The sequence below is a fragment of the Brachybacterium sp. 107 genome, from assembly GCF_052379725.1.
Lineage (GTDB): Bacteria > Actinomycetota > Actinomycetes > Actinomycetales > Dermabacteraceae > Brachybacterium.
In genome coordinates this window covers 1-26,393 of the sequence record NZ_JBQSYW010000020.1, presented here as the reverse complement: position 1 = coordinate 26,393, position 26,393 = coordinate 1, and the positions used below count along the sequence as shown (strand labels likewise).

Genomic DNA, 26,393 nt, shown 5'->3' with positions numbered 1-26,393 from the left:
GATCACCCACGACCTCGAGGAGAACGATGACCAAGCAAGCCCTCCACACCGACAACGCCCCGCAGCCCGCGGGCCCGTACAGCCAGGCGATCGTCAGCGGCGACCTGATCTTCACCGCCGGTTTCGGCCCGCAGGATCCGGCCACCGGCGAGGTCTCGTCCGACGTCGGCGAGCAGACCCGCCAGGTACTGCGCAACATCCAGGCGGTGCTCGCCGAGCGCGGCGCCACCCTGGACGACGCCCTGAAGACCACCGTGCACCTGGCGGACCTCGCCGACTTCCAGGAGTTCAACGCCGCCTACCGCGAGTTCTTCTCCGAGCCGTTCCCGGTGCGCACCACGGTCGGCTCGCAGCTCGCGAACATCCTGGTCGAGATCGACCTCGTAGCCCGCATCAGCGCCTGATCCGGCCACCCGGCGCCTCTCATGGCGCGAGCGGGGCAAAGGTGGGGGTATCCGGCATGGATGCCCCCAACTTTGCCCCGCTCGCGTCGATGATGGGCACTGCGCCACCCGTGCCGGACGCCGCCTCCCCACCGGCCGCCCTGCTCCACGTCGCCCGGTCCCCGCTCACCCCTGGTGGGCCCGGCACCATCACCGTCCGCGCCCGCTCCCGGAGGCGCGTTTGGCGCGATGATCTATGGTCAGGATCTAGGGGTGCCACCGGGCGCCCAGGATCGGACGCACGTGCTGCCACGCCAGAACGACCAGATCACCCAGGACATCGAGAGCGACCGGAGCGGACCGACGACGGACCCCGCGCTCACCCTCGGAGTCTTCGGATTCTCCCGCAAGACGGACGAGTGGCGGGTGCCGATCCACCCCGCACACGTCGATCGGATCCCTGCCGAGCTGCGCAGCAGGATCCTCCTCGAGGAGGGCTACGGCGAGCGCTTCGGCATTCCCGACTCTGAGCTCGCCCAGCACGTGGCCAGGGTGGTCACCCGCGCCGAGCTGTTCGAGCAGGCCGACATCCTCGCGCTGCCGAAGCCGCAGCATGAGGACATCCGTGCTATGCGCGAGGGCCAGACGCTCTGGGGATGGCCGCACTGCGTGCAGGACCGCACCCTGACCCAGCTGGCCATCGACAAGCGCCTCACGCTCATCGCGTTCGAGGCGATGAACCACTGGAACCAGGACGGCTCCTTCAACCTGCACGTGTTCCACACCAACAACGAGCTCGCGGGCTACAGCTCGGTGCTGCATTCGCTGCAGCTGCTGGGCTCGACGGGGAACTACGGCCGTCGCCTCACCGCCACGGTCATCGGGTTCGGAGCCACCGCCCGTGGGGCGATCACCGCGCTGGGCGCCCTGGGCATCACCCAGATCCGAGTGCTCACCAACCGTGCCGTCGCCGCGGTCGCCTCCCCGATCCACTCGGTGGACATCGTGCAGTTCGCTCATGCCGACGAGCCCTATATGAGCGCGGCCATCACGGACGAGGGCCGGGTCCCGCTGGGGCCGTTCCTCGCCGAGAGCGACATCGTGGTCAACTGCACCCTGCAAGACCCCAACGCCCCGCTGCTGTACCTGCACGAGGGTGACCTGCAGCAGTTCACGCCGGGCAGCCTGATCATCGACGTCTCCTGCGACGAGGGCATGGGCTTCTCCTTCGCCCGGCCCACGTCGTTCGACGAGCCGATGCTGCGCCTGGACAACGGGGTGAACTACTACGCGGTGGACCACAGCCCGTCGTACCTCTGGAACTCGGCGAGCTGGGAGAACAGCTCAGCGCTCCTCCCGTTCCTGGAGACCGTCATGTCCGGACCCTCCGCCTGGGCGGGCGTGGAGACCATCGACAGCGCGATCGAGATCCAGGACGGCGTGATCCGGAACCCCGCCATCCTCGAGTTCCAGGACCGCGAGGCGGAGTACCCGCACCGCTGAGCCGAGCGGGTCACGATCGATGCTCAGCCCGCGACCGGTCTCCTGGGCCGGACTCCCGGGCCGAGCATCGATCCCTCCGCGGCCGCGGATCTCGACAGCTGGTGGCTCGTCGCTGCCTGCGAGGGATCCGCACTACAGTTCTCGTGGGGACAGTGCGACGGGGGCCGCCAGCAGATCAGGGCCGTTCTTCGCGCGTGGACCGAGGTGCGTGGACGCGCATCAGCCATCGACGTATGAAGGACGTGAATCGCGCTATGTCGCACCCATCCGACGGGGACCGCTTCGACTCGCCGTATCCGGAGCAGAACCTCTCCGCCGACCAGCCCTGGGCCGATTCCGAGCAGCAGGCCTCGCCGTACGGGGACCAGCAGGCCTCCGGTGCCGCATCGGGCTCCGAGGTTCCCAGCCAGTCGGCCTCGGCGTACGGCCAGGGCTCGCCGGCGTATGGACAGGGCTCGCCCGCGTACGGGCAGGGCTCCCCGGCGTACGGACAGGGATCACCTGCCTACGGCCAGGGCTCCCCGGCCGCCGGCGCGCAGATCCCTCAGGATCCGTCCTGGGTCCCCGTACCGAAGCAGGACGGCGAGGCAGGCTTCTTCCGCGCCCTGTTCGACTTCACGTTCACCCACTTCATCACGGTGAAGTTCTCGGCCTTCCTGTACATCGTGGCGTTCGTGGTCGCGCTCCTGGTGTGGCTGGGGCAGATCCTCTGCGGCATCATGTTCGGCTCGGTGCTGGGCAGCTTCAACAGCTTCTACGGGGAGTCGAGCTTCAACGCCGTGCCCCTGATCCTCGCGATCGTGTTCGGCTGGATCCCCTCAGTGATCGCGCTGATCGCGATGCGTCTTGGTCTCGAGTTCAGCGTCGCGACGGTTCGCACCGCGCAGAACACGAAGAAGATCGCCGAGCGGGCGCAGGCCGCCTGAGGTCAGAGCGGGCAGACCAGGCATACAGGCAGGTCAGCGGCGCAGCCCTGCCCCGATCTCGGCGAAAGTCTCTCGCATCGTCTCGTCGTTCCAGGACCACACATCATCGCCGCGCAGCACCGCGTCGGCGCCGCCGTCGCAGTAGATGGTCTGCCCGGCGCAATGGCTGTTCTCGACCGAGGTCAGCCAGATCAGCAGGTTCGCGACGGACTCCGGGCCCTGATGGCCGTTCAGCGGCATGGGCACATACGCATCGGTCATCGCCCTGCCCTTCTCGCTGGCCAGGAGATCCGCCGTCATGGGCGTGACGACAGTGCCGGGGGCGACGGCATTGAGCGGGATGCCGGCGCCGGCCCAGCGAGCGGTGGGCGCCTCGCGCCGCACCCAGCGGGAGATGGCGCGCTTGGACGAGGGGTAGATGACGTTCGCGAGGCCGGCGTCCTCGGCCATGCGGGTCGCGATCTCGTCGGCCTCCTTCTCGTCATCCGCGAGCAGCGCGTCCACGAGGGCCGGGACCACGGGCTGCATCGAAGCCATGGAGGACACCAGGGAGACGCGGGGGGCCTCGGAGCGGGCGAGAGCCGGCTGCATGGCCTCGAGGAACTCCGTCATGCCGAAGTAATTCACCGTCGCCGTGATCGGCTTCGGGATCGACAGGCCGGCGCAGGCGATGACGGCGTCGACGGTGCCCCCGGCGAGGCGGGTAGCCTCCTCGGCGGCGGCGACGCGGCCTTCAGATGTGGAGAGGTCGCCGGGGACCTCGACGTCGCGCAGGTCGACGCCGATCACGGTGTCGCCGCGCGCGGTGAGGATCTGGGCGGTGGTGCGGCCGATGCCGGAGGCGGCGCCGGTGACGACGTAGGTACGGGACATGGTGGGGTCCTTCCGGGAGTGGGAGTACGTGCAGCTGGGGGTCAGTGCATCCGCGGGACAGGGCGGCGAGCCTGAGGGCCAGCAGGTCAGTGGGTGGAATCCGGCCTCGCGGCCGCCGGCCGACCCGAGGACGGAGCATCCTCCGCAGCCCCCGGGGTCAGCAGCCCGTCGGTGAAGCGGACGAGCAGGGTGGACAGGGTGCGCACGTCGGCCGCATCCCAGCCGGCCGTGGCCTCGGCGAGCATCGCGACGCCCGCGGAGACGAGCTGCTCGTAGGTGCGGCGCCCGTCGGCGGTCAGGGCGATGCGCGCGGAGCGGCCGTCGGACGAATCCGGGGTGCGCTCCACGAGACCGGCGGTGGTCAGGCGCGTGAGGAGCTTCGAGGTGGAGGGGCGGGTGAGGTGCAGATCATCGGCGATGGCGCTGGGGCGCTCGGCACCTCCGGCGATGCCGAGCACGTACAGCGCGCGCACGCCGACGGGATCCAGCGAGACCCCGCACTCGGCGGTGATCCGCCGCTGGAACTCGAGCGAGGACCACTGCGACATCAGCGCGGTGAGCGCCGTGAGCGTGGCGCGATGCAGAGCGGGGTTCGTCGCGTCCATGGCGGACACCGTACGCCCATGTGATTGCCTCCAGCAACTACCTGATCGTCTCGAGAGCCGCATCGCCTCGCCCCAGCAAGCCACCGCGACTCCCGTCCACACCAGTCACACCCCGGTGGAGTCGGAGCAGTCACCCTGATACACTTGCGGCAATAGTTCAGCCCGCCCAGCTACGTCTGGTGTGGGCTGGATCTATCTTCGGGGGAATTATGGCGACAACGAAGCCGTTCACAGACATCCCAGGTCAGCTGGCGATCTTGCGTGGCCGCGGCATGTCTGCAGACACGACATTCGCTTCGCAGTGGCTATCGAACGTCGGGTACTACCGCCTCAGCGGCTATTGGTACACATACCGCGGACACCACGCTGATGGCACTCCAACCGACCAATTCCTACCCAACACCTCGTTGGCCGACGTCACCATGCTCTACGAATTCGATCGCAAACTGCGCACCCTGATCCACGACGCCATCGAGCGCGTCGAAATCGGCGTCCGGAGCCATGTGAGCTACCACCTTGGCTCTTCTGACCCCCTCGCGCACGAGAACAGCATGCTCTTCCGCCCTTCCTTCAATCACTCTCGCTGGCTCGACGTGGCGCGGCGGCGGATTGCACGCGCCAGATCCCATAGTGAACCCATCCGACACCACCTCTCCCGCTATAGCGGGAGCGTGCCGATCTGGGTCCTTACCGAAGTTCTCGACTTCGCAGACATCTCAAAACTCTACGAAGGCATGCACTCTCGCGACCAGTGGGCTGTCGCCAGCAGACTCGGCGTCACCATCGATCTGTCCACTCTGTCGAAGAACCGGCAGCAGAAAGCCAAGAAGGAACACCCGCTCACGAGGTGGCTCGAGCATCTCTCTATCTTGCGCAACTCCATCGCTCACCACGCACGGGTGTGGAACCGTTCGTTCACGCCAGCCCCAACTGCCGCTCTCCGCACGATCCCGACGCTGTCATCGTTGCCTCGCGGCCAAAGCGAACGCCTCTATGGGTCACTTGCCCTTCTCGCCCATCTCTTGGGCGGCCTTTCCCCAGGCTCCACCTGGAATCTGAAAGTGCACTCCCTGGTTGAGGACGAGTTTGAGCACATCGAGGGTCGGACGCCGTCAGAGATGGGATTTCCTAGCGACTGGAAGCGCTATGACCTGTGGTCAATCCGTTGCGGAGACTGGTGACAGGTCCCTGTGGGCTGCGCTGCTGCGAGAGAATGAACCATGGCCCCGCAGCTCACGATCACCGAGGACTTCCAGCGCGCCCTGGACCTGCTGGACGCCGGCAGCCACCTGTTCCTCACCGGCCGGGCCGGCACCGGCAAGTCGTCGCTGATCAGGCGCTTCCTGGAGACCACCGACCGCAACGCCCTCACCGTCGCGCCCACCGGGATCGCGGCGCTGAACGTGGAGGGGTACACGATCCATCGCCTCTTCTCCTTCCCGCTCGGTGTGAGCGAGGAGCGGGTGCGGGGACCGCGCTACTACCCGGGCCGCTTCGCGCAGGCCCTCTCCACGCTGGACACCCTGATCGTCGATGAGGCCTCGATGGTGCGGGCGGACCTCTTCGACGCGCTGGCCGCCGCCCTCGAGCGCTTCGGGCCGCGGCCGGGCGAGCCCTTCGGCGGGGTGCAGCTGGTGCTGGTCGGCGACCTCTTCCAGCTTCCACCCATCGTCACCGACGCGGAGGCCGCGCACATCGAGGAGCGGTACGGCACCCCGTTCTTCTTCTCCGCGCACTCCTTCGATCGGGACCGCTTCCCGGCGGTGGAGCTGACCACCGTCTTCCGCCAGCTCGGCGACGATCGTCTGGTGGACCTGCTCAACGCCGTGCGCGAGGGCGCCCTGATGGAGGAGGCCCGGGCGGAGCTCAACTCCCGCACCGACCCGGACTTCGAGCCGCCGCTCGAGGAGTTCTGGCTGACACTGGCCACCACCAACCGCATCGTGACCTCCCGCAACCGCCAGATGCTCGAGCGCCTCCCCGACGCCCCGCAGACCTTCACCGCAGCGGTCACCGGGGAGACCGACGGCTTCGAGCGACCCACCGAGGAGGCACTGCGACTGGCCGTCGGCGCCCAGGTGATGCTGCTGAACAACGACCCGCTCGACCGCTGGGTCAACGGCACCCTGGGCCAGGTCACCGCGATCGGCGCCGACGCCGACGGGCCGGTCGTCGAGGTGCGGCTGCGCGACGGCCGACGCCACCAGGTGGGTCCCCACACCTGGGACATCACCCGCCCCTCTGTCGACGGCGGCCACCTGGTCCATCAGGTGATCGGCACCTTCACCCAGCTGCCGATGAAGCTCGCCTGGGCCATCACGATCCATAAGTCCCAGGGTCAGACCTTGGACCGCGTGGTGGTGGACCTGACCGGCGGCACCTTCGCCAACGGCCAGCTGTATGTGGCGCTGTCGCGGTGCACCAGCCTCGCGGGGCTCGTCCTGAAACGCGATGTGCTCCCCCGCGACCTGAAGTCCGATGTCCGGGTGCGGCGGTTCCTCGCCTCCTCCACAGCTCCTGCCGAGACGCTCGGCGACGCCTACATCTCGGCGCTCATGGTCGGCAACGTCGGCGATCGGTACCGGCCCCGGCCGGTGGAGATCGCCGTGGTCACCGACGACGGCGACGAGGCGACCACCATCGTGAACCCCACGAGCGACCTGTTCGCCGCCCGCACCGAGTACGGCATCACCACGCGCGACGTGCAGCTCGCCCCGGTGCTCACCGAGGCCTGGGCCGCGCTGTCCCCGCTGCTTGCGGGCCGCATCCCCGTAGGCCCTCGGATCGATGAGCAGCTGGGCTGGATCGACTTCGAGCTCAAGCGCAACGGCGTCGTCGAGCGCATGCCGCTGGGCGCCGATGTGCCGACCACCGACCTCCTGGCCGACGAGCGCGCGGGCCTGCGCTCCCCCACCGCGCTCGGACGGGCACGGGCGATCCGGGACGTCGTCGAGCGTCGGCGCGCGGGAGTCACCGGACCAGGGGCAGGCGCCGGCGGCAGCACGACCACCCGCACCGCCGCTGCCGACGCGGGCACCCCGTTCCCGCAGCTCGCACGGGGACGGGGCTATCTGCTCTCCCGCACGAGCGGCGAGCTCGGGAACCCCGGGCCGGAGGGCTTCGTCGTCGGCGGCAACCTCTCCGCGCACGACGACGCCGCGCAGGTGCTGGCCGAGGTGCTCGAGGCGGCCTGGGGCCGGGTCATCTCCCACGACCAGGAGGTCGTGGACCGTCTGCGCGGCGTCGAGACCCATTTCGGCGTGCAGGTCCTGCCCGAGGGACTGGAGATCACGGGGGCGATCGACCTCGCGGAGATCCTCGTGCCCGGCGCCCGGGTGTGCTTCACCGGCGAGGTCGTCTCCGCAATGCACGGGTCCGTGGATCGCTCCGAGATGGAGCATCTGGCGCAGCAGCGCGGGCTGATCCCGGTCCCGAACCTCACCAAGACGCGCACGGACGTCCTGGTGGTCGCCGAGCGCGGCACCCAGTCGAACAAGTCGAAGAACGCCGCCCGCTGGGACAAGCCCGTGCTCGACGCCGAGGAGTTCCTGGCGTGGGTGCACAGCGCGGTGTGACGCCCATCGTCCCGAGCCGCACAGCCGGGATTCCTCGGCCGACGACGGACCGAACAACCTACCGATAAGTACGCTTCGCCCCTTCTCGTGATGATCAGGGCATCCGCCGAATCTGCCACGCGGGAATGCGCTCACCGCTTCAGGTCACGATTCGCACCGGTTGCTGCAACTGACGGCAACTGGTTTCAGCGAGCAGGTGAGCATCGCATGCTGCGGCAACCCCGCGGACGCAGCTGTCCCGGGATGCATTCGGGAATTCCCGGTGCACCCTGCGGACCCGCCGCAGCCACGAATTCGAACAATGCTGCTTGACGCCGCTCCATGCGGACTCCGAGAGGAAACAATGGGCAATACCCCTATGGGCGATGATTTCTCCGCCCCCGGCACGGTGACCACCGAGACCGGCACGATCCTTGCGCGACCCACGAACCTCGACCCGGGCGTCGCCATCGTCGAGAGCGACGGGCGCCGCCCGGGCGCGACGGGCACGAAGGACACGAAGGGCACCGGCAAGGCCATGGCCGCCATGGGCTTCTCGCAGGCCGTCGACAACTCCGAGGGCGGGTTGATCAACACCTTCTTCCCGCTCATCGGCGCCGCCTTCGGAATCGGCGAGGGAATGCTCGGTCTCCTGAGCGCGATCAGCAAGTTCGCCCGCATGATCTTCGGCCCGTTCTGGGCCATGATGGCTCTTCGCAGATGAGGGTGTTTCTGCGGAAGGTGAATCGGCCCGGGTTCTCTGCCGCTACTTTGTGGGTGCGGGCTCTCGGGTGAGGGCCTCGTAGTGGAGCGTCTCGAACTCTATCGGGGTGAGCATCCCGAGGGAGCCGTAGAGACGTCGGTTGTTGTACCAGTTGACCCAGCCGGCGGTCGCGAACTCGACGTCTGCCAGCGTCCTGAACGGCCCGGAGTGGAAGACCGTGGTGCGGATGCACTCGGTCTTGTACAGGCCGTTCACGCTCTCCATGAGGGCGTTATCGAACGCGTCGCCGACGGACCCGATCGACGGGGCAATGCCCTCGAGGTCGAGGTGCTCGGTGTATCGGATCGAGGTGTACTGGGACCCGGCGTCGCTGTGCGCCACCAAAGACCCTGGTGAGACCGGGTTTCCGTCGCGGTCACGCTGCCACAGTGCGATCCTCAGCGGGGTCATGACCAGGTCGGTGAGCATGCTGGAGCTGGCGTGCCAGCCCACGATTCGCTGGGCGAACACGTCCACGACGAACGCGACGTAGACGAACCCCGCCCAGGTCCGGACGTACGTGAAATCGGCGACCCAAACTCGGTCAGGAGCCCGGGGCCGTGAAGTCACGATTGAGCAGGTCACCGGCACGTCTCCCATCTGGATTCGGGATAGTGGTGCGCAACTTCTTCGCCCGCCGGACGCCCTCAAGGCCGAGCGTCCGCATCGCCCGGTCAACCGCACCCCGAGAGGTGCCGGCCAGTCCCGGTCGACGGCGGAGGAGGGCGACCCACTTCCGTCGCCCGTACAGGCCCTCCGGCGTCATCTGGACCTGCCCAGTGACCTGATTGACGGTCCAGGCGAGCCCGCGGATCTTGTCCTCCACGAGGGCGTCTGTGACGGTGCGGGCAGCGATGCGGGTGGGCCTCTTCCACGCTCGGTAGGTCCGCGCAGCGATCCTCAAGCCCTGCTGGCGCAGGACGCGAAGGATCGGCTCGACTGCGTAGCCCCCGGCTCTCATCTCGTCGATGAAGGCCAGGATCAGCGGTTGCGGGGGTCGAGCTCCCCCGCGAAGAAAATCGATGCTTTACGGAGGATCTCGTTATCCTCCCGCAGCCGCTTGTTCTCCGCCTTCAGTCGCTTGACCTCGGCAGACTCTTCGCTCGTGACACCCGGACGCGTCCCGTCGTCGACGTCGGCCTGCGCCAGCCAGCGCCGCACGGACTCCTTCGAGACGCCTTCTTGTCGGGCGACCGCGACCACTACGGCGAACTGGGAGGGGTACTCCTGCTGGTGCTCCCGCACGAGCCGCACGCACCTCGCGCGCAACTGGGGATCGATCTTCTTCGGCATGCTGTCCATCCTTCCGGACTCAAACAGCAGCGGCATCAAACCTGGGCCGATTCACATCCACCACCACCACCGACCCGCACCAACGAGATTGACACGCAGAACCGTGTCACGCGCAGCATCGGGAGAGACGTCCCGAACTGGGGCACCTCAGCAGGACAGTTACCAGCAGGTTTTCTACGGTTCCCAATAGGGTCCAAGAATGCACTTTTGCGACATATCTGTCGCACTGGGTATACCCCAATGGAGCGCCGGCACTGTGCCGCAAACGATGGGACTCACGAGCAACATCTCGTCCGCCCTGCATGGACTACGGTCGCGCGTTCCGCCTTGCCACGCCGCGATCGTCCCTGAGGCTCGTCCACCGCGCCTAGCGAGGAAGGTTCAGAGCCAGGTCCCAGACCTTCCCTCCACAGGGTGCGGTGGACGCTGTTCAACGGATGGCGGCGCGGATGGCGGCTGCCGCGGCGGCAACGTCGGGAGCGCTGTAAATCGCGCTTCCGGCGACGGCCACGTCTGCTCCCGCCCGCTGGACGGCCTCGACGGAGTCCGCGCTGACGCCGCCGGCGACGGAGAACGAAACTCCGGCGGCCGCGCCGGCGGCGAGCAGGGCGTCGAGGCTGTAGCCGTCTTCCGCCTGCTCATCGAGTCCGGCGTGCATCTCGACGAAGACGGCGCCGAGGTCCACGGTCTCGCGGGCCCGCGCAGCCTTGTCGGACACGCCAATCAGATCTACGACGACTCCCTTACCGTGCTTGTGCGCCGCGGCGACCGCTCCGACGATCGTGCTGTCACCGGCGACTCCGAGCACGGTGACCAGATCCGCGCCGGCCGCGAAGGCGATGTCGGCTTCCAGTTCGCCAGCATCCATGGTCTTGAGATCGGCGAAGACAATCTTCTCAGGGTGGGCAGCCTTGACCGCTGTGATCGCCGCGAGGCCCTCGCTCTTGATTAGCGGGGTGCCGAGCTCGAGGATGTCGACGTAGGGAGCAGCCTTCGCGGCAAGCTCGAGGGCGGACTCGGTGGTCAGGGTGTCCATGGCGAACTGCAGGCGCATGTCAGGGTGTCTCTTTCTCTTGGTCGTGCGGTTGGTCGTCGGGGGGTGAGGGGGTTATTCGAGGTTGGCGTGACGGGGCCAGAGCGCATCCGCGCTCTTTCCGCTCCGCTGCCACAGGACGTCGAAGAGGGCGTCGCCTACAAGCACGAGAACCTGCTCGAAGAGGCTGCCGGCGTACTGGGCAGAGTGCTGTTCGGACCGGTCCGTCTTCGTCGCCGCGGGGATGACCAGGGTGGCGTGGGCCAGCAGCGCAAGCCGTGACTCGGGGTCGGCCGTGATCCCGACTACGCGGGCACCGACGGATCTCGCGGTCTCCGCCGCGCTCACCACCCCCGGGGTGGTGCCGGAGCCGCTGGCGGTCAGGAGCAGGTCGTCCTCTCCGATCGCCGGGGTCGTCGTCTCGCCGACGACGTGGACCTCCAACCCCGCGTGCATGAGGCGCATGGCCGTCATCCGTAGCGCGAGCCCGGAGCGTCCAGCACCGTGGACAAAGACCCGCCGGGCTTTCGCGGTCAGCTCGACGGCGGCCTCGAGTGCGGGCAGGTCGGGGAGGGTGACGGTCCCCTCGATCTCGCCGACGATCCGTGTCAGCGATTCCTGGATGGTTGGTTTCTCCATGCCGACCATGTTGGGACGGATCGAGAGGCGCCACAGCTGCCCGATGGGCGAGGCGCCCCCTCCGATCGGGTAGGCCTGCCAGGTCGAGGTAGGGTGGTGAGATGGACGAGCTGCCGACACCGGCCGAACGGGCCGACACTCTGGCCCGCGACCGCGCCCTGACCGAGCAGGGCGATCGGCATGCGGTCGCCCTCGGGTCGATCCTCGCCGTGCTCCGCTCGGGCCGGTTCTCGGATGTGGCCGCGCGCAGGGAGGCCACGGAAATCGCTTCCTCGGCGCTCATCCGTGCTCGCTCGACCCATGAGCAGCACGAGAGCGTGCTCGAGCCGGTCGTCGAGGCGTTCTCGCGCCTGCGCACCGAGCTGCGTCCTCTCATTCGCTCCGGGCCGCTGCACGTCCAGTTTGCCGAGCCTCCTGCGCAGGGGCGGGCGCTCCCAGGCCCGGTCGCTCGCGAAGCCCGCGCCATCTCCCGCACCGCAGTGCTCTCGCTCGTGGACCGCGCGGATGCCGCACGGGCCCGGGTCGGCTGGGACTGCGACGGCCGCAACCTGCTCATGGAAATCCGCGACGACGGAGGCGGTGCGGTGTCCGCCCACGACGACGTGCTGCGCCCGATCGCGGAGCGTGTGGTGGCGCTCGACGGCACTATGGACGTGGAGGCAACCCCGGGATGGGGGACGACGCTGCGAATCGAGATCCCCCTGGACCCGCCGAGCGCGGCACTGACGGTGGAGAGCGCCGAGGAGCTCACCGCCCGCGAGAAGCAGGTGCTGCGCCTGGTCGTGACCGGTATCTCGAACCAGCGTATCGGTGACCAGCTCGGGATCACGGCGAACACTGTGAAGTACCACGTGGCTAACCTGCTACGGAAGTACGGCGCCCGCACCCGCGCCGAGCTAGCGTCCATCACCCACTGACGGGAGGGCCTGCCGCACCGATGGGTGAGGTCAGACTGACACCTATCGACGCAGCAGTCCCGTAGGTCAGGTCACTATGACAACCGGACAGACCCTGACGTTGCGTGCCATCCTCCCGCCTGGCTGTACCGCTAGCCAGCACGTTCCGGCAGAATCGAGCTGTGTCCCACTCAACCTCGCCCCCGCGCGGCATAGCCGGAAGACTCCGCACGGAGTCGGGCTCGGCCGTGCTGCTCATCGTTGTCACGGCCTTCGCCCTCCTCTGGGCGAACTCGCCACTGTCCTCTTCCTATTTCGTGCTGTGGCACCAGATCGTGGGGATCGACGTCGGCCCGTTCGGGCTGCACCTGGATCTGCACCACTGGATCAACGACGGACTGATGGTCGTGTTCTTCTTCGTCGTGGGTCTCGAGGTGCGCCAGGAGTTTGCACACGGGGCTCTGCGGGACAGCAGCCGCGCCCGTCTGGCGGCGATCGCGGGCGTCGCGGGTGTGGCGGTGCCCGCGCTGGTGTATGTCCTGGTCGTCGGCGCGTCCGGTGGCGAGGGACTACGCGGGTGGGGGGCGGTCGTCGGAACGGACACGGCGTTCATGCTCGGTGCTCTCGCGATCGTCGGCCCCCGGCTTTCCGGGCAGCTGCGCGTCTTCCTCCTGACCCTCACGGTGGTCGACGACTTCCTTGCGGTGTCGATCATCGGGGTGTTCTACAGCGACGAGATCCGGCCCATCCCGCTGCTGGTCGCTCTGGGCTGCCTCGTCGCTCTGTGGTTGCTGAGCCGTTCCCGGCAGTGGAGTGCCGCTCCGTATGTGGGGATCGTCATCGTGCTGTGGCTGGCGACTCTGTCCTCCGGCATCCACGCCTCGCTGACGGGCATGATCGCCGGGCTTCTGATCCCGGCCTACCCGACGCAACGGCACAAGGTGGTCGCCGCCCGGCAGCTGTTCCGCGACTTCTGGCAATCCCCGAGCGCTTCTTCGGCGCGTGCCGTCGGACGGGGGTTGTCCAAGGGCGTGTCAGTCAACGAGCGGCTGCACGAGTACCTCCGTCTCCCCACGGCGTTGCTGGTCGTGCCGATCTTCGCCCTGGCCAACGCCGGGGTCGACCTGGGCGGTGGGGTGGTGGCCGACTCGCTGGGCTCGCCGGTGACGTGGGGTGTCATCGCGGGGCTCGTGCTCGGCAAGCTCCTCGGGATCGGGATCGCGACGCTCCTCGCCGTTCGGATGGGCGTAGGCCGACTGCCGGAGGGGGTCGGTATGGGCAGCGTGTTCGGCGGGGCAGCACTTTCCGGCATCGGTTTCACCGTGTCGCTGCTGGTCATCAGCCTCGCTTTCGACTCCTCCTCGGATCTGGGGCGCCAGGCGACGCTGGGCGTGCTCGTGGCGATGGTGCTCGCCACCGTTCTGGGCTGGTCGATCTTCAAGGTCGCGGCCCGTCGGTGGGGAGAGGAGACGGCGGATCTCCCGATGACGCTCGACTCTGCGGTGGACCCCGAGGTGGATCACATCCGCGGACCGGAGGACGCCCGGCTCACCCTCGTGGAGTTCGTGGACTTCGAGTGCCCGTACTGCGCGCACGCCACTGGCTCATGGGAAGACCTGCACGGGCGCTTCGGTGACGATCTGCGCTACGTCGTGCGGCATCTGCCTCACCATCCTCACGGCCCCCTCGCCGCACGGGCCGCCGAGGCGGCCGCGAAGCAGGAGATGTTCTGGCCGTGGCTCGACTTCGTCTTCACTCGGCAGCACGCGCTGGAGAGGGAGGATCTCATCGGCTACGCGGCCGAGCTGGGCCTCGATGTCCAGGCGTTCATCGAGGATCTCGACAGCGACGAGGTTGCTGCGAGGGTGCAGCGGGACATCGCGAGCGCGGAGGCGAGCGGCGCCAAGATGACCCCGACGTTCTTCATCGATGGTTGCCGGATGGTGGGCAGCTATGACGCGCGCTCACTGACCGAGATGCTGGAATCCAGCCGTCGCGGGAGCCGCACCCAGGCGGCGAAGGCCTGAGGCCGATCCGCGAACCCGGAACCCGGTGGGACGCGGGCCCCCTGCACAGCACGCCGAGGGCGCGCTCGTCACCGTATCGGTCCTGGTGAAAGCGGTGTCGACGGGACGGCTCCCCTGTCACCGTGAGGCGCTCGCCCCTGCCACCACGAGGTCGATGAGCTGACGCAGAGCCGCCTCGACGTTCTCGCTCTCGTTGCGCCCCTGTCGGGAGCGGTTGAGCTCGGCCAGCACCCCGGTGACGATGAGCCGGGCGCCGGTCGCCTCGACCTCACCGGAGGCCCCGCCGGCAGCTCCGGCCGCGCCGTCCCGCGCCACGGCGACCGCACCCGAGGCGTCGCCCCGGCTGTCCCGCAGGCGCGCGGCGATCTGCTCCTCGAGGCGATCGACATGGTCGAGGACCTGCCGTCGGTGCGGCATCTCTGCACCGAAGAGGATCTCGCGGGCGACCCATGTCGTGGGCTCGGGCCAGCGGCGCATCGCGGCGACGAGCGGCGAGACGAGCGCCGCGATCTGGTCCGCGGTCTCCCCTGCCGGCGGCGCCGCGGCGGCTCCGTCGGGCGCGGCGGACGTGGCGCGCGCAGGGGTGGTCATCGCTTGCTCGTGGGCTCCCCAGAGCGCATCGACGACCATCATCAGCAGGTCGGTCTTCGTCGCCGCGTACTGGAAGACGGTCCCCTCAGCCACGTCGGCCGCGCGCGCGACCTCGCTCATCGAGGTCCGCTGGAATCCTCGCTCCTCGAAGTGGGCGCGCGCGGCGGCGAGGATGCGGGCGCGCTTGTCCGCCTTCGCCTGCTCGCGCCTGCCCAGCGCCGCCGACGGCCCCAGTTCCGTGTCATCCCGAGTTTCCATGCGGCCATTGTAGTCGACTCAATTCTGAGTACACTCGATATTGAGGCCGGGTGATCGGCATCCGGCACACGTCGGGAAGGATCGACCATGCAGCACACGGCAGGTAACTACGAGGCGTTCGCGCGTCCCCGCCCCGCACAGCACGCGCAGGAGACGAAGGCCTACATCGTCGGCAGCGGGCTGGCCGGGCTCGCGGCGGCCGTCTTCCTGATCCGCGACGCCGGGGTCCCCGGTGCCAACGTCACGATCCTCGAGAAGGACGACATCGCCGGTGGTGCTCTCGACGGCCTCGACGTGCCGGAGAAGGGCTTCGTCATCCGCGGCGGCCGGGAGCTGGAGAACCACATGGAGTGCCTGTGGGACATGATGAGCTCCATCCCCTCCCTCGAGCTCGAGGGCGCCTCCGTGCTCGACGAGTTCTACTGGCTCAACAAGGACGACCCCAACTACTCGCTGCGTCGGGCCACCGTCCGCCAGGGCGAGGACGCGGGCCACGAGGGCCGCTTCGACCTGCCGAAGCGGGCCCAGAAGGACCTGCTCAGGATCTTCCTCGCCGAGCGTGCGGAGATGGAGGGCAAGCGCATCGACGAGGTGATGGGCCGTGAGTTCCTCGACTCGCCGTTCTGGATGTACTGGCGCACCATGTTCGCCTTCGAGGAATGGCACTCCGCGCTCGAGTTCAAGCTCTATCTCCACAGGTTCGTCCACCACATCGGCGGACTGCCCGATTTCTCGGCGCTGAAGTTCACGAAGTACAACCAGTACGAGTCCTTCGTCCTGCCGCTCATGCACTACCTCACCGAGCACGGCGTCGTCTTCCAGTCCGGCACCGAGGTCCTCGACGTGGACTTCGCCCACCGCAACGGCGAGATCCGCGCCACCGCGCTCCACTGCCGCCGCGACGGCGCCGAGGAGACCATCGAGCTCGGTGAGCACGACCTCGCGCTGATGACGATCGGCTCGCTGGTGGACAACTCCGATGAGGGCGACCACCACACGGCCGCCGTGCTCGACGAGGCCCCGGCCCCGGCCTGGGACCTGTGGAAGCGCATCGCGAAGAAGGACCCGTCGTTCGGTCGCCCGGAGGTCTTCTGCTCCTCGATCGAGGAGACGAAGTGGGAGTCGGCCACCGTCACCACGCTCGATCAGCGCATCCCGGCCTACATCGAGCGCATCGCCCAGCGCGATCCGTTCAGCGGCCGCGTGGTCACCGGCGGCATCGTCACCGCCGAGGACTCCTCCTGGCTGCTGAGCTGGACGGTCAATCGCCAGCCGCATTTCAAGAAGCAGCCGAAGGATCAGATCGTCGTCTGGGTCTACGGCCTGTTCGTCGACGTCGAGGGCGACTACGTGAAGAAGCCCCTGGCGCAGTGCACCGGCGAGGAGATCACCCAGGAGTGGCTCTACCACCTGGGCGTGCCCGTGGAGGAGATCCCTGAGCTCGCGGCGACCGGTGCCCGGTGCGTGCCGGTGATGATGCCCTACGTGACGAGCTTCTTCATGCCCCGCCGCGCGGGGGATCGGCCCCGGGTCGTCCCGGAGGGCGCCGAGAACTTCGCGTTCCTCGGGCAGTTCGCGGAGACCGGCCGCGACACGATCTTCACGACCGAGTACTCGGTGCGCACCGGCATGGAGGCCGTCTACGAGCTCCTCGACGTGGAGCGCGGCGTGCCGGAGACCTGGGGCTCCACGTACGACGTGCGCGACCTCCTCGAGGCCGCGGCGCGCATGCGCGATGGCGAGAAGGTGGAGATCCCTGGCCCGGCCGCGCTGCGCAGCTACCTGCGCGGCAGGCTCGAGCACGGGGAGATCGGCCAGCTCCTCGAGGAGCACGGTCTGATGTGAGCCTCGTGCCCGCCCACCCGGGGGTGCGCCTCGGCTCGGACCCGAGGCGCACCCAGGGGCTGGTCGGCGGGATGACGGTGCCGCGAGCTCGAAGCCCGAGAACGTGTCGCGGGGGCTGCCGCGCGCAGCGCCGGCCGACCGGCGATGGTGGGATCTGCCGCGCCGGATGCCAGATCGGGGCCCCGCAGCCGCCGTCCGGACCGAGGCCCGCTATCGAGTCTCGGCGCTCGGATGGTGCGCATCATGGGAGTGAGCGATGCTTGCGAGCTCGGCGCGCGTGCGGGCGCCGTATTTCCGCAGCAAGTTGGCCACGTGGTACTTCACGGTGTTGGCCGTGATCCCGAGCTGGTCGCCGATGCGCTGGTTCGAGATCCCGGTCGCGACCAGGCGCAGCACCTGCTTCTCGCGGTCGGTGAGTTCCTCGGCGCCCTCCACGGTGACCGCAGCGCCGGGCGGGTCCAGCGGGATCTCGATCCGCAGCGTCGTCCCCCAGCCCGGGGTCGTCTCCACGTCCATGGTTCCGTCGAGCGCCGCCACTCGCTCCACGATCGGACGCAGTGTGTCGTCGTGCGCCGTCACCGCGATTCCCCCGTCGTCACGGACCTCCATCAGCAGGTTGCGGCCATCGCAGTCCCAGCCGATCCGGGCGCGTGCAGCGTCCGCGCGGTCCACGAGCGAGAGCACTGCTGTGCGGGAGATGGCGCGGGCTTCCCGAGCGACCGGTCCCGGCAGCGCCCGTCCTCGCGCAGGAGGCTCTGCGAACTGGACCTGCAGCGGCCCGGAGCGGATCAGAGGACGCAGTTCGGTGCGCAGGCGCGAGAAAGCCTCGGCTACCGGCTCGAGCACGCTCTCCTGCTGCTCATGGACCGAACGAGCACGGATGAGTGCGGAGGAGGCGATCTCCGTGGCCTCCCTGCGCGCGGCCGCATCCGCGAGTCGGCCGGAGCGGAGCACGGCGAGGATCGATTCGAGGGTGACCGCATGTTGATCAGCCTGCTCGGTCAGGGCACGGTCCCGCGACACGGAGCGGGCACCTTCCAGCGGGGTCGGGAGGTCGCTCACTCCCCTATTCTAGCCCGACCTGGGAGGCCCACCCGATCGAACGGGGCACCCAGCTCATCGGGCAGCAGTGGACCGCCGCGGACCGGCCCAAGATGGTCGACATGGAAGAACGAGGCATCCAGGATTCGCTGACGCGGATCGTCAACGAGATCGAGGGGGCAGCTGCCCTTCCCGACGCGCCCGCGCTCGCGGCCGCCGTCGAGCTGACAGCGGACGCCCGGCGGGTCTTCGTCCACGGCGCCGGACGCTCCGGGCTCGCGCTGCGGATGACGGCCATGCGCCTCATGCACCTCGGGCTGCAGGTCCACGTCGTCGGTGAGACGACGACCCCGGCGATCGGAGAGGGCGATCTGCTCCTGACTGCCAGCGGTTCCGGCACGACCTCGGGAGTGGTGAGCGCGGCTGAGACGGCGCGATCCGTCGGTGCCCGCGTCATCGGGATCACGACCGACCCCGAGTCACCGCTTGCTCAGCTGTCCCACGCCGTCCTGGTCGTCCGTGCGGCGACGAAGACGGACCGGTCCGAGCAGCAGTCGGCCCAGTACGCCGGCAGCCTCTTCGAGCAGCTCCTCGTCCTCGTCGGCGACGCTCTCTTCGACGTCCTGTGGCAGAGGAGCGGACAGAGTGCGGACGCGCTCTGGCCCCGTCATGCCAACCTCGAATGACCTTTCTTCCCCGTTCCATCATCGACACCACCACGAGAAAGAGACACCCTGACATGCGACTGCAGTTCGCCATGGACACCCTGACCACCGAGTCCGCCCTCGACCTGGCCGCGAAGGCCGCCCCCTACGTCGACATCCTCGAGCTCGGCACACCTCTGATCAAGAGCGAGGGCCTCGCGGCGATCACGGCGGTCAAGGCCGCCCACCCCGACAAGACCGTCTTCGCCGATCTCAAGACCATGGATGCCGGCGAGCTGGAAGCTGACATCGCCTTCTCTGCCGGAGCCGATCTGGTCACCGTGCTCGGCGTCGCCGGTGACAGCACGATCGCCGGAGCGGTCGCCGCGGCGACCAAGCACGGCAAGGGCGTCGTCGTCGATCTGATCGGCGTGTCCGACAAGGCCGCACGGGCCCGAGAGGTCGTCGCCCTCGGCGCCGTCTTCGTCGAGATGCACGCCGGCCTCGACGAGCAGGCGGAGGACGGCTACAGCCTCGACGCCCTGCTCGCCGCTGGCAAGGCCGCCGAGGTCCCGTTCTCCGTCGCCGGCGGCGTCAGTGCGGACTCTGTCGAGGCGGTCCAGCAGGCGGGAGCAGACGTGGCCGTCGCGGGCAGCGCCATCTACAGCGCATCGGACGTCGCCGCCGCGGCCGCCGCCATCCGCTCCGCCATCCGGTGACCACCGCCCACCGCATCCCGTGGAGAGAGGGCAGGTGACGGCACGCCCGGCCCCTGCCCCCTCCCACCGGGTGCGGTGGACTGATGCCGCAGTCGATCCCCGCGTGGCGCAGAGCGCCACGTGGTCCTCCTCCCCGCAGGGCGTGCCCGCCATCGGGGTCGGCCGGAGGCCCGCTCGATCCAGGCGATGGTTACTTTCATGGAGCGCATACGCCGGACCTCCGCAACGGCTCGATCGACAGCAGCGGACTCCGGCTCATCGACCGCCGTCCGGAGGTCCCCGCCAGGACCGGCGCCGGTGACATGAAACCGGTCCCTCCGCGACGTGCGCGTGTTGGCGGCCCTGCCGCCGGTGATCGTCCTCCTCGCCCCGCGATGCGTTCCGGATCGTGAGGGGCGCCAGGAGCGTCGCAGCGAGCTGCCCGGTCTCCCAGGATCACGCCCCTCCTCGCTCCCCCACGCCGCTGAGCTCCGGCATGCCGGCCCCACCGGCGCCAGGCCCGCCCCGGGCATCGTCCAGGACGGGATCGGCGAAGGATCCGTGCACAGAGCCGGCCCGCGACCGCCGCTGGAGCGACGATCGCGGGCCGGGTGCATGACGGCCCGGGATCAGGCGGGGATCATGCCGTGGGGATCGATGATGAACTTCTCCGAGACACCGGCATCGAACTTCGCGTAGGCGTCGGGGGCTTCGTCGAGGCTGATGACCTTGGTGTTGAGCATGTCGCTGAGGTAGGGCATGCGGTCCCACAGGATCGACATCATCAGTTCGCGGTTGTAGTGCATGATCGGGGCCTGGCCGCCGGAGATCCGAGGGGACTTGATCCACGCCTTGCCGAAGTCGAGCGGGAAGGTTCCCTCCTGCTCGGCCTTGGAGGAGGCCAGCGGGTCGGGGCCGTAGACGCCGACGATGCCGGTGGCGCCGCCTGCGCGGGTGGCGTCCATGACCTGGTTGATGGCGTGTGCCGGGTTCATGTCCTCGGCCTCGCGGCCGATGCCGTGGGCTTCGTTGCCGACGTAGTCGACGGCGCAGTCCACCATGGGCTCGCCGAGGATGGCCTCGATCTGATCGGTCAGCGGCACGTCCTGGTTGAGGTCGATGGTCTCGCAGCCGTTGTTCTTCATCAGGTCCAGCCGGTCCTGGTGGTAGTCACCGACGATGATGCAGGAAGCGCCCAGGAGCCGGGCTGCTGCGGCGCCGCAGCGACCGACGGGACCGGCGCCGGCGATGTAGACGGTCGAGCCGGGCTTCGCCCCGGCCTCCATGAGGCCGTGGAACGCGGTGGGAAGGATGTCCGAGAGCAGGGCGAGGTCACGGATCTTCTCCATGGCCTGGTCCTTGTCCGGGAAGCGGAGCAGCTGGAAGTCGGCGTAGGGGACGAACATGTATTCCGCCTGCCCACCCTGGAAGTCGCCCAGGTTGAACCCGTAGGCGCCGCAGGACACGTCGGGGTTCACGGTCTCGCACACCTCGGTGTGGCGGGCACGACAGTTGCGGCATCGGCCGCAGGCGACGTTGAAGGGAACCGAGACCAGGTCGCCCTCGGAGAGGAACTCGACGTCGGAGCCGATCTCAACGACCTCGCCGGTCATCTCGTGCCCCATCACCATGCCCTGGGGGACGGGGAAGGAACCGCGGTAGATGTGCAGGTCGGAGCCGCAGATGTTGGTGGCGACGATCTTGAGGATGACGCCGTGCGGGGCGCTCCTGCCGTTCGGCATCTCGAGCTTCGGGAAGTCGAGGGACTCGACGCGCATGTCCTTGACGTTCTGGAACACGACGGCGCGGTTGCTGCTTGCCATGACGATCTCCTCCAGTTGGGGATGGCCCGGTCGCGGAAGTGCCACGGTCATTTGGATGCCCGTCGCCCGCGACCTCGGCTCTCGTCGAGCGTAGCCGAGCAGGAACCTCGTCCTCCACCGAGATGCCCGCCGCCGCTGCGGCGACAGGCGCCACGGGCAGGTGGACCGTGGAGGACCGGGCCATGCTCCGACCGATCGGTTGAACGCGTTGCTAGTGTCGCCTGCATGGTCGAATCACGCAGGTCCGCGCCGTCGGACTCCACACCCGTTCAGCCCGACGTGCAGGTTCTCGGCGCGCGCGAGCACAACCTCCAGGACATCGACCTGACGGTCCCCCGCGACGCTCTGGTGGTGTTCACCGGCGTCTCCGGCTCGGGAAAGTCCTCCCTGGCCTTCGGAACCCTGTTCGCGGAGTCCCAGCGCCGTTACCTCGAGTCCGTCGCTCCCTACGCCCGTCGCCTCATCGACCAGGCAGGCGTCCCGGACGTCGACTCCATCACGGGCATGCCGCCGGCCGTCGCTCTTCAGCAGCAGCGTGGAGGCCGCAGCGCGCGGTCCTCGGTGGGCAGCATCACCACGCTCTCCTCGCTGGTGCGCATGCTCTACTCCCGGGCCGGCCACTACCCCGATGATCAGCCGATGCTCTACGCCGAGGACTTCTCCGCCAACACCGTGCAGGGCGCATGCCCGGAGTGCCACGGCATCGGCCGGGTGTACGAGGTCACCGAGGACATGATGGTGCCGGACCCTTCATTGACGATCCGCGAACGGGCCATCGCCTCCTGGCCGACGGCCTGGCACGGTCATCAGCTGCGCGATGTCCTCGTCGCGCTCGGCTACGACGTCGATGTGCCCTGGAAGGATCTGCCGAAGGAGGATCGGGACTGGATCCTCTACACGGACGAGACGCCGTATGTCCCGGTCCACTCGCGGCTTACACTCTCCGAGGCCCGGGCCGCGACCGCGGCGGGCGTCGAACCGAGCTACTCGGGCACCTTCGTCGGCGCGCGTCGGTACGTGCTCGATACGTTCGCGAACACCAAGAGCGTGTCGATGAAGCGACGCGTGGCGGAGTTCCTCTCGGTCGCTCCCTGCCCTGCCTGCCATGGGAAGCGGCTGAAGCCGGAGGCCCTGTCCGTGACGTTCGAGGGTCTCGACGTCGCAGATCTCTCCTCGCTGCCGCTCGCGGAGCTCTCCACGCTGATCGACCAGGCGGTCGAACGGGCCACCGGCGCTCTCGACGGGGCTGAGTCGGCGGGCCGCACAGGTGGCCAGGCTGACCGACGCGACGCCGGGCAGCGGATCGACGCCGGAGGATCCGCCCCCGCGGCCGTCGAGGACGCGCGCATGTCCCCTGACCGCTCGGTCGGGAAGCTGGCCGCGACAGCGCGATTGGGCGCGGAGCTCGTCAACAGACTGCGGCCGATCATCGATCTGGGTCTGGGGTACCTCTCCCTGGGCCGCACCACCCCCACCCTCTCCGGCGGGGAGCTGCAGCGACTGCGACTCGCGACCCAGCTGACCTCTGAGCTGTTCGGTGTGGTCTATGTGCTCGATGAGCCGTCCGCGGGTCTTCATCCGCAGGACGTCAGCGCTCTGCTCGGCATCCTCGACGGGCTCAAGCGCCGGGGCAACAGCCTGTTCGTGGTGGAGCATTCGGTGGATGTGATGCGGCACGCCGACTGGCTGGTCGACATCGGGCCCGGCGCGGGTGAGCGCGGCGGCCGCGTCGTCTACAGCGGGCCCTACGAAGGGCTCGCCGAGGTGGAGGAGTCCGTCACCCGCGGCTATGTCTTCGGGGGCAGCGGCCTGCCCCGCCGGACGCCTCGCGAGCCGCAGGGATGGCTGAGACTCGAGCACGTCACGCGCAACAACCTGCGCGACGTGACGATCTCCTTCCCGCTCGGGGTGTTCACCGCCGTCACCGGAGTCTCGGGATCAGGCAAGTCCAGCCTGGTCAGCCAGGCACTGCCTGCGCTGCTCGGCGAACGGCAGGGACGAGCAGACCAGGCGGAGGACGCCGCCCCCGCCGAAGGGGACGAGCTCCTGCTGTCGGACGAGCCCGACGAGCTCGAGGGAGAGATCCGCGGCGACGTCGCCGGGGTGCGGCGCGTCGTGAGCATCGACCAGAAGCCCATCGGTCGCACCCCACGCTCGAACGTCGCCACCTATACCGGTTTGTTCGACCACGTGAGGCGGAGGTTCGCGGAGACGCCCGAGGCTCGCGCTCGCGGGTACAAGGCGGGCAGATTCTCCTTCAACGTCACCGGCGGTCGCTGCCCTACCTGCAAGGGCGAAGGATCCGTCATGGTGGAGCTGCTCTTCCTCCCCTCGGTCTACACCGAGTGCCCTGACTGCCATGGCACCCGCTACCAGTCCAGCACGCTGGAGATCATCTGGCGCGGCCGCGACATCGCCGAGATCCTCGCCATGAGCGTCGAGGAGGCCCACGACTTCTTCCACGGCGAGTTCGACATCATGCGCTCGCTCGCGGCGCTGATCGACGTGGGTCTCGGGTACCTGCGTCTCGGGCAGCCAGCGACTGAGCTGTCCGGCGGTGAGGCGCAGCGCGTCAAGCTCGCCACCGAGCTCCAGCGATCCCAGCGCGGGGACACGCTCTACGTCCTGGACGAGCCGACCTCCGGGTTGCACTGCGCCGACTCCGACCGGCTCGTGACCCACCTACAGGCCCTCGTCGACGCCGGCAACACCGTCGTCGCGGTCGAGCTCGACATGCGCGTGGTCGCCGCAGCCGACCACGTCATCGACCTCGGACCCGGCGCGGGAGACGACGGCGGCACGGTGGTCGCCTCAGGAACGCCCGCGCAGGTCGCCTCGTCCGGAGTCGGTGCATCGGCACCGTACCTCGAGGCTGCGCTGCAGGAGACCGCCTCCCTGGGGTGAGAGTCGGAAGGCTTCGATGAGGGCAATGACCCCACGCAACGGGCGCATCGGACGAGCAACCTGCGTCGCCCGATCGAGAATCCACGCCGCGTGCATGCGGAACTCGGTCAGCAGGCGCTCCGCGCCGTCTGCGATGAGGTCGTGAACCGGCGACCCTCGAACGACGCTGACCGGACGTTTCGCCCCATGGTCGGCGCCGTGCCGGGGCGCGGGATAGCGGGGTCATGACGCGCGAGTCCGACGGGAACCCGCAGGGTCGTGCCGTTCACCATCTTCCGCGGGTTCCGCATGACCCACGGGCGCAGTCCGATGAACGACTGCCCGACCGCAGCCGGACCGGGCAGAGGCCTGCGGCGTCGCGGTGACGGGGCTCGGGAGCGGACTCGGCAGCGGGCAGGCCGAGACGCTACGAGCCCCCGCCGGCCACCAGGACTGCGTGCGCCTCGGCGAGGACTGGGTCGAGATGGAGAACGATGACGCCGAGCTCGCCGACATGTGGCCTGCCGGCCATCGCCGTCGACGACTCCACGACCGATCCCGTGCAGTTCGTGCTCGACCGGAGATCCGGCGACGGGCTCGAATCGCCGGATGCGATCGGTGCGGTACCCCGGCGGCATCGGAGTCGTCGACGTCTTCGTGCTCCGGCGTCCCGGCGTCCCGGCGTCCCGGCGTCCCGGCGTCCCGGACGAGATGGCGACGTGCGGCCCGTCTCTGACCAACGAGGTCTACACTGGAATTCGAGCGCGGCGCTCACATCCGGCAAGGCCCCGGTGAAGAACGACAACCGTCGATGGCGGCAGGTCATCGTCGACCACAGGGTCGAAGCTTCTCCATCGTCTCCCAGGATCCGGCCGGAGAGTCGGCAGCCAACACCTGCCAGCACTCCGATGAGCGCAACGGCGACTGCACGCGAGTCGTCCTGCACCTGAACCACGCTGCCCGGTACGGACAGCGTGCGGCTCGCCCGCACGGGCAGGCCGTCACCTCCCACAGAACGGAGCAGAACATGGCAGACGAATTGCACGGCAAGCGGATCGCGATCCTGGCCGCGGACGGCGTCGAGCGCGTGGAGCTCGAACAGCCCAGACAGGCCCTGCTGGACGCGGGGGCCACCACCGAGCTGCTGTCGCTGCACGAGGGCGAGATCAAGGCCCGAGAGAACGACCTGGATGAGGCCGGAACGTTCCCGGTCGATGCCCTGGTGAAGTCCGCCTCGGCCGACGACTACGACGCCCTGCTGCTTCCGGGCGGGACGGTCAACCCCGACCAGTTGCGGATGGACACCGACGCAGTCGGATTCGTGCGCGACGTCATGGTCGCCGGCAAGCCGGTTGCCGCGATCTGCCACGGACCGTGGACGCTGATCGAGGCCGGTGTCGTGGAGGGTCGGACGCTGACCTCGTACCCGAGCATCCGCACCGACCTGCGCAATGCCGGAGCGAACGTCGTCGACGAAGAGGTGGCACGCGACGGGAACCTGATCACCAGCCGCTCGCCCGAGGATCTCCCGGCCTTCTGCGCCGCGATCATCGAGCTGTTCAGCCAGGACAAGTGAGGAAACCATGATCAACTCTGCATTGTCGGTCATCGTGCACGCCAAGCCCGGGAAGGAGGAGGACGTCGCGGACTTTCTCCGCAGCGCCCGTCCCATCGTCGAGCAGGAGGAGGGTACGCGGGCCTGGTTCGCTCTGCAGTTCGACGAATCGACCTTCGGGATCTTCGACGTGTTCCCCGATGACGAGGCCCGCCAGACCCACCTCTCCGGTGGCGTCGGTCAGGCACTCGCTGCACAGGGAGCAGATCTGTTCAGCACAGAACCGAGCATCCAGAACGTCGACGTGATCGCGTACAAGCTGCCCGGCGAGACCTCCTAGAGAAACAGCGTCGATTGACCTCGGGGTGCGGCCCCGATCGGCTCCACAGCCGTGGCCACGGCTGTGGAGCCGATTCACCGCACGTGCCAATCCAGGACGGAGCTGCTGATCCCGTCCTGAACGAGGCTCGGCGTCGTCCTCTAGGACATGTCTCTTGAGTCGCTTTCATCGACAAGCACAAGGATCGGCACGGCGTCAAGCCGATCTGCACGGTGCTGAA

Annotated in this window: 21 protein-coding genes and 1 pseudogene; 14 read left to right on the top strand and 8 right to left on the bottom strand. The window is 68.6% G+C overall.

What is annotated here, in order from left to right; genetic code table 11:
- Positions 1-26 precede the first annotated feature (26 nt).
- The 3 genes from ACT3UL_RS16490 (at position 27) to ACT3UL_RS16480 (ending at position 2,812) form a co-directional block, all read left to right on the top strand.
- Positions 27-404, top strand: a complete 378-nt coding sequence (locus ACT3UL_RS16490; RefSeq protein WP_444579467.1) for a RidA family protein — start codon at positions 27-29, stop codon at positions 402-404.
- 318 nt (positions 405-722) lie between these two features.
- On the top strand, positions 723-1,886 hold the full coding sequence (locus ACT3UL_RS16485) for a N(5)-(carboxyethyl)ornithine synthase (RefSeq protein ID WP_443398360.1): 1,164 nt from the start codon (positions 723-725) through the stop codon (positions 1,884-1,886).
- 254 nt (positions 1,887-2,140) lie between these two features.
- The gene (locus ACT3UL_RS16480) at positions 2,141-2,812 is read left to right on the top strand and encodes a DUF4282 domain-containing protein (RefSeq protein WP_444579466.1); all 672 of its coding nucleotides are present in this window, start codon (positions 2,141-2,143) and stop codon (positions 2,810-2,812) included.
- A 33-nt stretch (positions 2,813-2,845) separates the two neighbouring features.
- Here ACT3UL_RS16480 and ACT3UL_RS16475 read toward each other — a convergent pair whose 3' ends face one another.
- Both ACT3UL_RS16475 and ACT3UL_RS16470 read right to left on the bottom strand, forming a co-directional pair.
- Positions 2,846-3,685 (bottom strand): SDR family oxidoreductase, encoded by an 840-nt coding sequence (locus ACT3UL_RS16475; protein ID WP_444579465.1) that lies wholly within the window; start codon positions 3,683-3,685, stop codon positions 2,846-2,848.
- An 86-nt stretch (positions 3,686-3,771) separates the two neighbouring features.
- Complete coding sequence (locus tag ACT3UL_RS16470) at positions 3,772-4,290, bottom strand: MarR family winged helix-turn-helix transcriptional regulator (protein ID WP_443404477.1); 519 nt, start codon at positions 4,288-4,290, stop codon at positions 3,772-3,774.
- Between the two features lie 209 nt (positions 4,291-4,499).
- Between ACT3UL_RS16470 and ACT3UL_RS16465 the strand changes: the two genes are divergently transcribed.
- The 3 genes from ACT3UL_RS16465 (at position 4,500) to ACT3UL_RS16455 (ending at position 8,568) form a co-directional block, all read left to right on the top strand.
- A complete protein-coding gene (locus tag ACT3UL_RS16465) occupies positions 4,500-5,471 on the top strand; it encodes an Abi family protein (RefSeq protein WP_444579464.1) in 972 nt (323 codons plus the stop codon).
- A gap of 39 nt (positions 5,472-5,510) precedes the next feature.
- A complete protein-coding gene (locus ACT3UL_RS16460; RefSeq protein ID WP_444579463.1) occupies positions 5,511-7,865 on the top strand; it encodes an AAA family ATPase in 2,355 nt (784 codons plus the stop codon).
- A gap of 343 nt (positions 7,866-8,208) precedes the next feature.
- Entirely contained in the window at positions 8,209-8,568 is a 360-nt protein-coding gene (locus ACT3UL_RS16455) for a hypothetical protein (protein ID WP_444579462.1), read from the top strand.
- Positions 8,569-8,610: 42 nt separating this feature from the next.
- Here ACT3UL_RS16455 and ACT3UL_RS16450 read toward each other — a convergent pair.
- The 3 genes and pseudogenes from ACT3UL_RS16450 to hxlB (ACT3UL_RS16440) all read right to left on the bottom strand — a co-directional run bounded on the left by ACT3UL_RS16450 (position 8,611) and on the right by hxlB (ACT3UL_RS16440) (position 11,581).
- Positions 8,611-9,900, bottom strand: a pseudogene (locus ACT3UL_RS16450) (IS3 family transposase).
- 430 nt (positions 9,901-10,330) lie between these two features.
- Positions 10,331-10,954 (bottom strand): 3-hexulose-6-phosphate synthase, encoded by a 624-nt coding sequence (hxlA, locus tag ACT3UL_RS16445; RefSeq protein ID WP_444579461.1) that lies wholly within the window; start codon positions 10,952-10,954, stop codon positions 10,331-10,333.
- A 54-nt stretch (positions 10,955-11,008) separates the two neighbouring features.
- The gene (gene hxlB, locus ACT3UL_RS16440) at positions 11,009-11,581 is read right to left on the bottom strand and encodes a 6-phospho-3-hexuloisomerase (protein WP_444579460.1); all 573 of its coding nucleotides are present in this window, start codon (positions 11,579-11,581) and stop codon (positions 11,009-11,011) included.
- A gap of 92 nt (positions 11,582-11,673) precedes the next feature.
- Between hxlB (ACT3UL_RS16440) and ACT3UL_RS16435 the strand changes: the two genes are divergently transcribed.
- Both ACT3UL_RS16435 and nhaA read left to right on the top strand, forming a co-directional pair.
- Entirely contained in the window at positions 11,674-12,489 is an 816-nt protein-coding gene (locus ACT3UL_RS16435; RefSeq protein WP_076807933.1) for a LuxR C-terminal-related transcriptional regulator, read from the top strand.
- 161 nt (positions 12,490-12,650) lie between these two features.
- Positions 12,651-14,495, top strand: a complete 1,845-nt coding sequence (gene nhaA / locus ACT3UL_RS16430) for a Na+/H+ antiporter NhaA (protein WP_444579459.1) — start codon at positions 12,651-12,653, stop codon at positions 14,493-14,495.
- 117 nt (positions 14,496-14,612) lie between these two features.
- On the opposite strand, the gene ACT3UL_RS16425 is transcribed toward nhaA, so the two are convergent.
- Positions 14,613-15,344: a TetR/AcrR family transcriptional regulator gene (locus ACT3UL_RS16425; RefSeq protein ID WP_301471567.1), complete on the bottom strand. Its 732-nt coding sequence runs from the start codon at positions 15,342-15,344 to the stop codon at positions 14,613-14,615.
- An 87-nt stretch (positions 15,345-15,431) separates the two neighbouring features.
- Here ACT3UL_RS16425 and ACT3UL_RS16420 point away from each other — a divergent pair, with 87 nt between their 5' ends.
- Positions 15,432-17,189, top strand: coding sequence for an oleate hydratase (locus ACT3UL_RS16420; protein WP_443404499.1), 1,758 nt, complete (start codon positions 15,432-15,434; stop codon positions 17,187-17,189).
- A gap of 210 nt (positions 17,190-17,399) precedes the next feature.
- On the opposite strand, the gene ACT3UL_RS16415 is transcribed toward ACT3UL_RS16420, so the two are convergent.
- Positions 17,400-18,251, bottom strand: a complete 852-nt coding sequence (locus tag ACT3UL_RS16415; RefSeq protein ID WP_444579458.1) for a LuxR C-terminal-related transcriptional regulator — start codon at positions 18,249-18,251, stop codon at positions 17,400-17,402.
- Between the two features lie 92 nt (positions 18,252-18,343).
- Between ACT3UL_RS16415 and hxlB (ACT3UL_RS16410) the strand changes: the two genes are divergently transcribed.
- The gene (gene hxlB, locus ACT3UL_RS16410; protein WP_444579457.1) at positions 18,344-18,916 is read left to right on the top strand and encodes a 6-phospho-3-hexuloisomerase; all 573 of its coding nucleotides are present in this window, start codon (positions 18,344-18,346) and stop codon (positions 18,914-18,916) included.
- A gap of 53 nt (positions 18,917-18,969) precedes the next feature.
- Positions 18,970-19,593: a 3-hexulose-6-phosphate synthase gene (gene hxlA / locus ACT3UL_RS16405; protein WP_301472098.1), complete on the top strand. Its 624-nt coding sequence runs from the start codon at positions 18,970-18,972 to the stop codon at positions 19,591-19,593.
- A gap of 608 nt (positions 19,594-20,201) precedes the next feature.
- On the opposite strand, the gene ACT3UL_RS16400 is transcribed toward hxlA (ACT3UL_RS16405), so the two are convergent.
- Positions 20,202-21,395, bottom strand: a complete 1,194-nt coding sequence (locus ACT3UL_RS16400) for an alcohol dehydrogenase catalytic domain-containing protein (RefSeq protein ID WP_444579456.1) — start codon at positions 21,393-21,395, stop codon at positions 20,202-20,204.
- Positions 21,396-21,620: 225 nt separating this feature from the next.
- Here ACT3UL_RS16400 and ACT3UL_RS16395 point away from each other — a divergent pair, with 225 nt between their 5' ends.
- The 3 genes from ACT3UL_RS16395 to ACT3UL_RS16385 all read left to right on the top strand — a co-directional run bounded on the left by ACT3UL_RS16395 (position 21,621) and on the right by ACT3UL_RS16385 (position 26,173).
- Complete coding sequence (locus ACT3UL_RS16395) at positions 21,621-24,299, top strand: excinuclease ABC subunit A (protein WP_444579455.1); 2,679 nt, start codon at positions 21,621-21,623, stop codon at positions 24,297-24,299.
- 1,006 nt (positions 24,300-25,305) lie between these two features.
- The gene (locus ACT3UL_RS16390) at positions 25,306-25,854 is read left to right on the top strand and encodes a type 1 glutamine amidotransferase domain-containing protein (protein ID WP_443404511.1); all 549 of its coding nucleotides are present in this window, start codon (positions 25,306-25,308) and stop codon (positions 25,852-25,854) included.
- 7 nt (positions 25,855-25,861) lie between these two features.
- On the top strand, positions 25,862-26,173 hold the full coding sequence (locus tag ACT3UL_RS16385; RefSeq protein ID WP_087102950.1) for a putative quinol monooxygenase: 312 nt from the start codon (positions 25,862-25,864) through the stop codon (positions 26,171-26,173).
- Positions 26,174-26,393 lie beyond the last annotated feature (220 nt).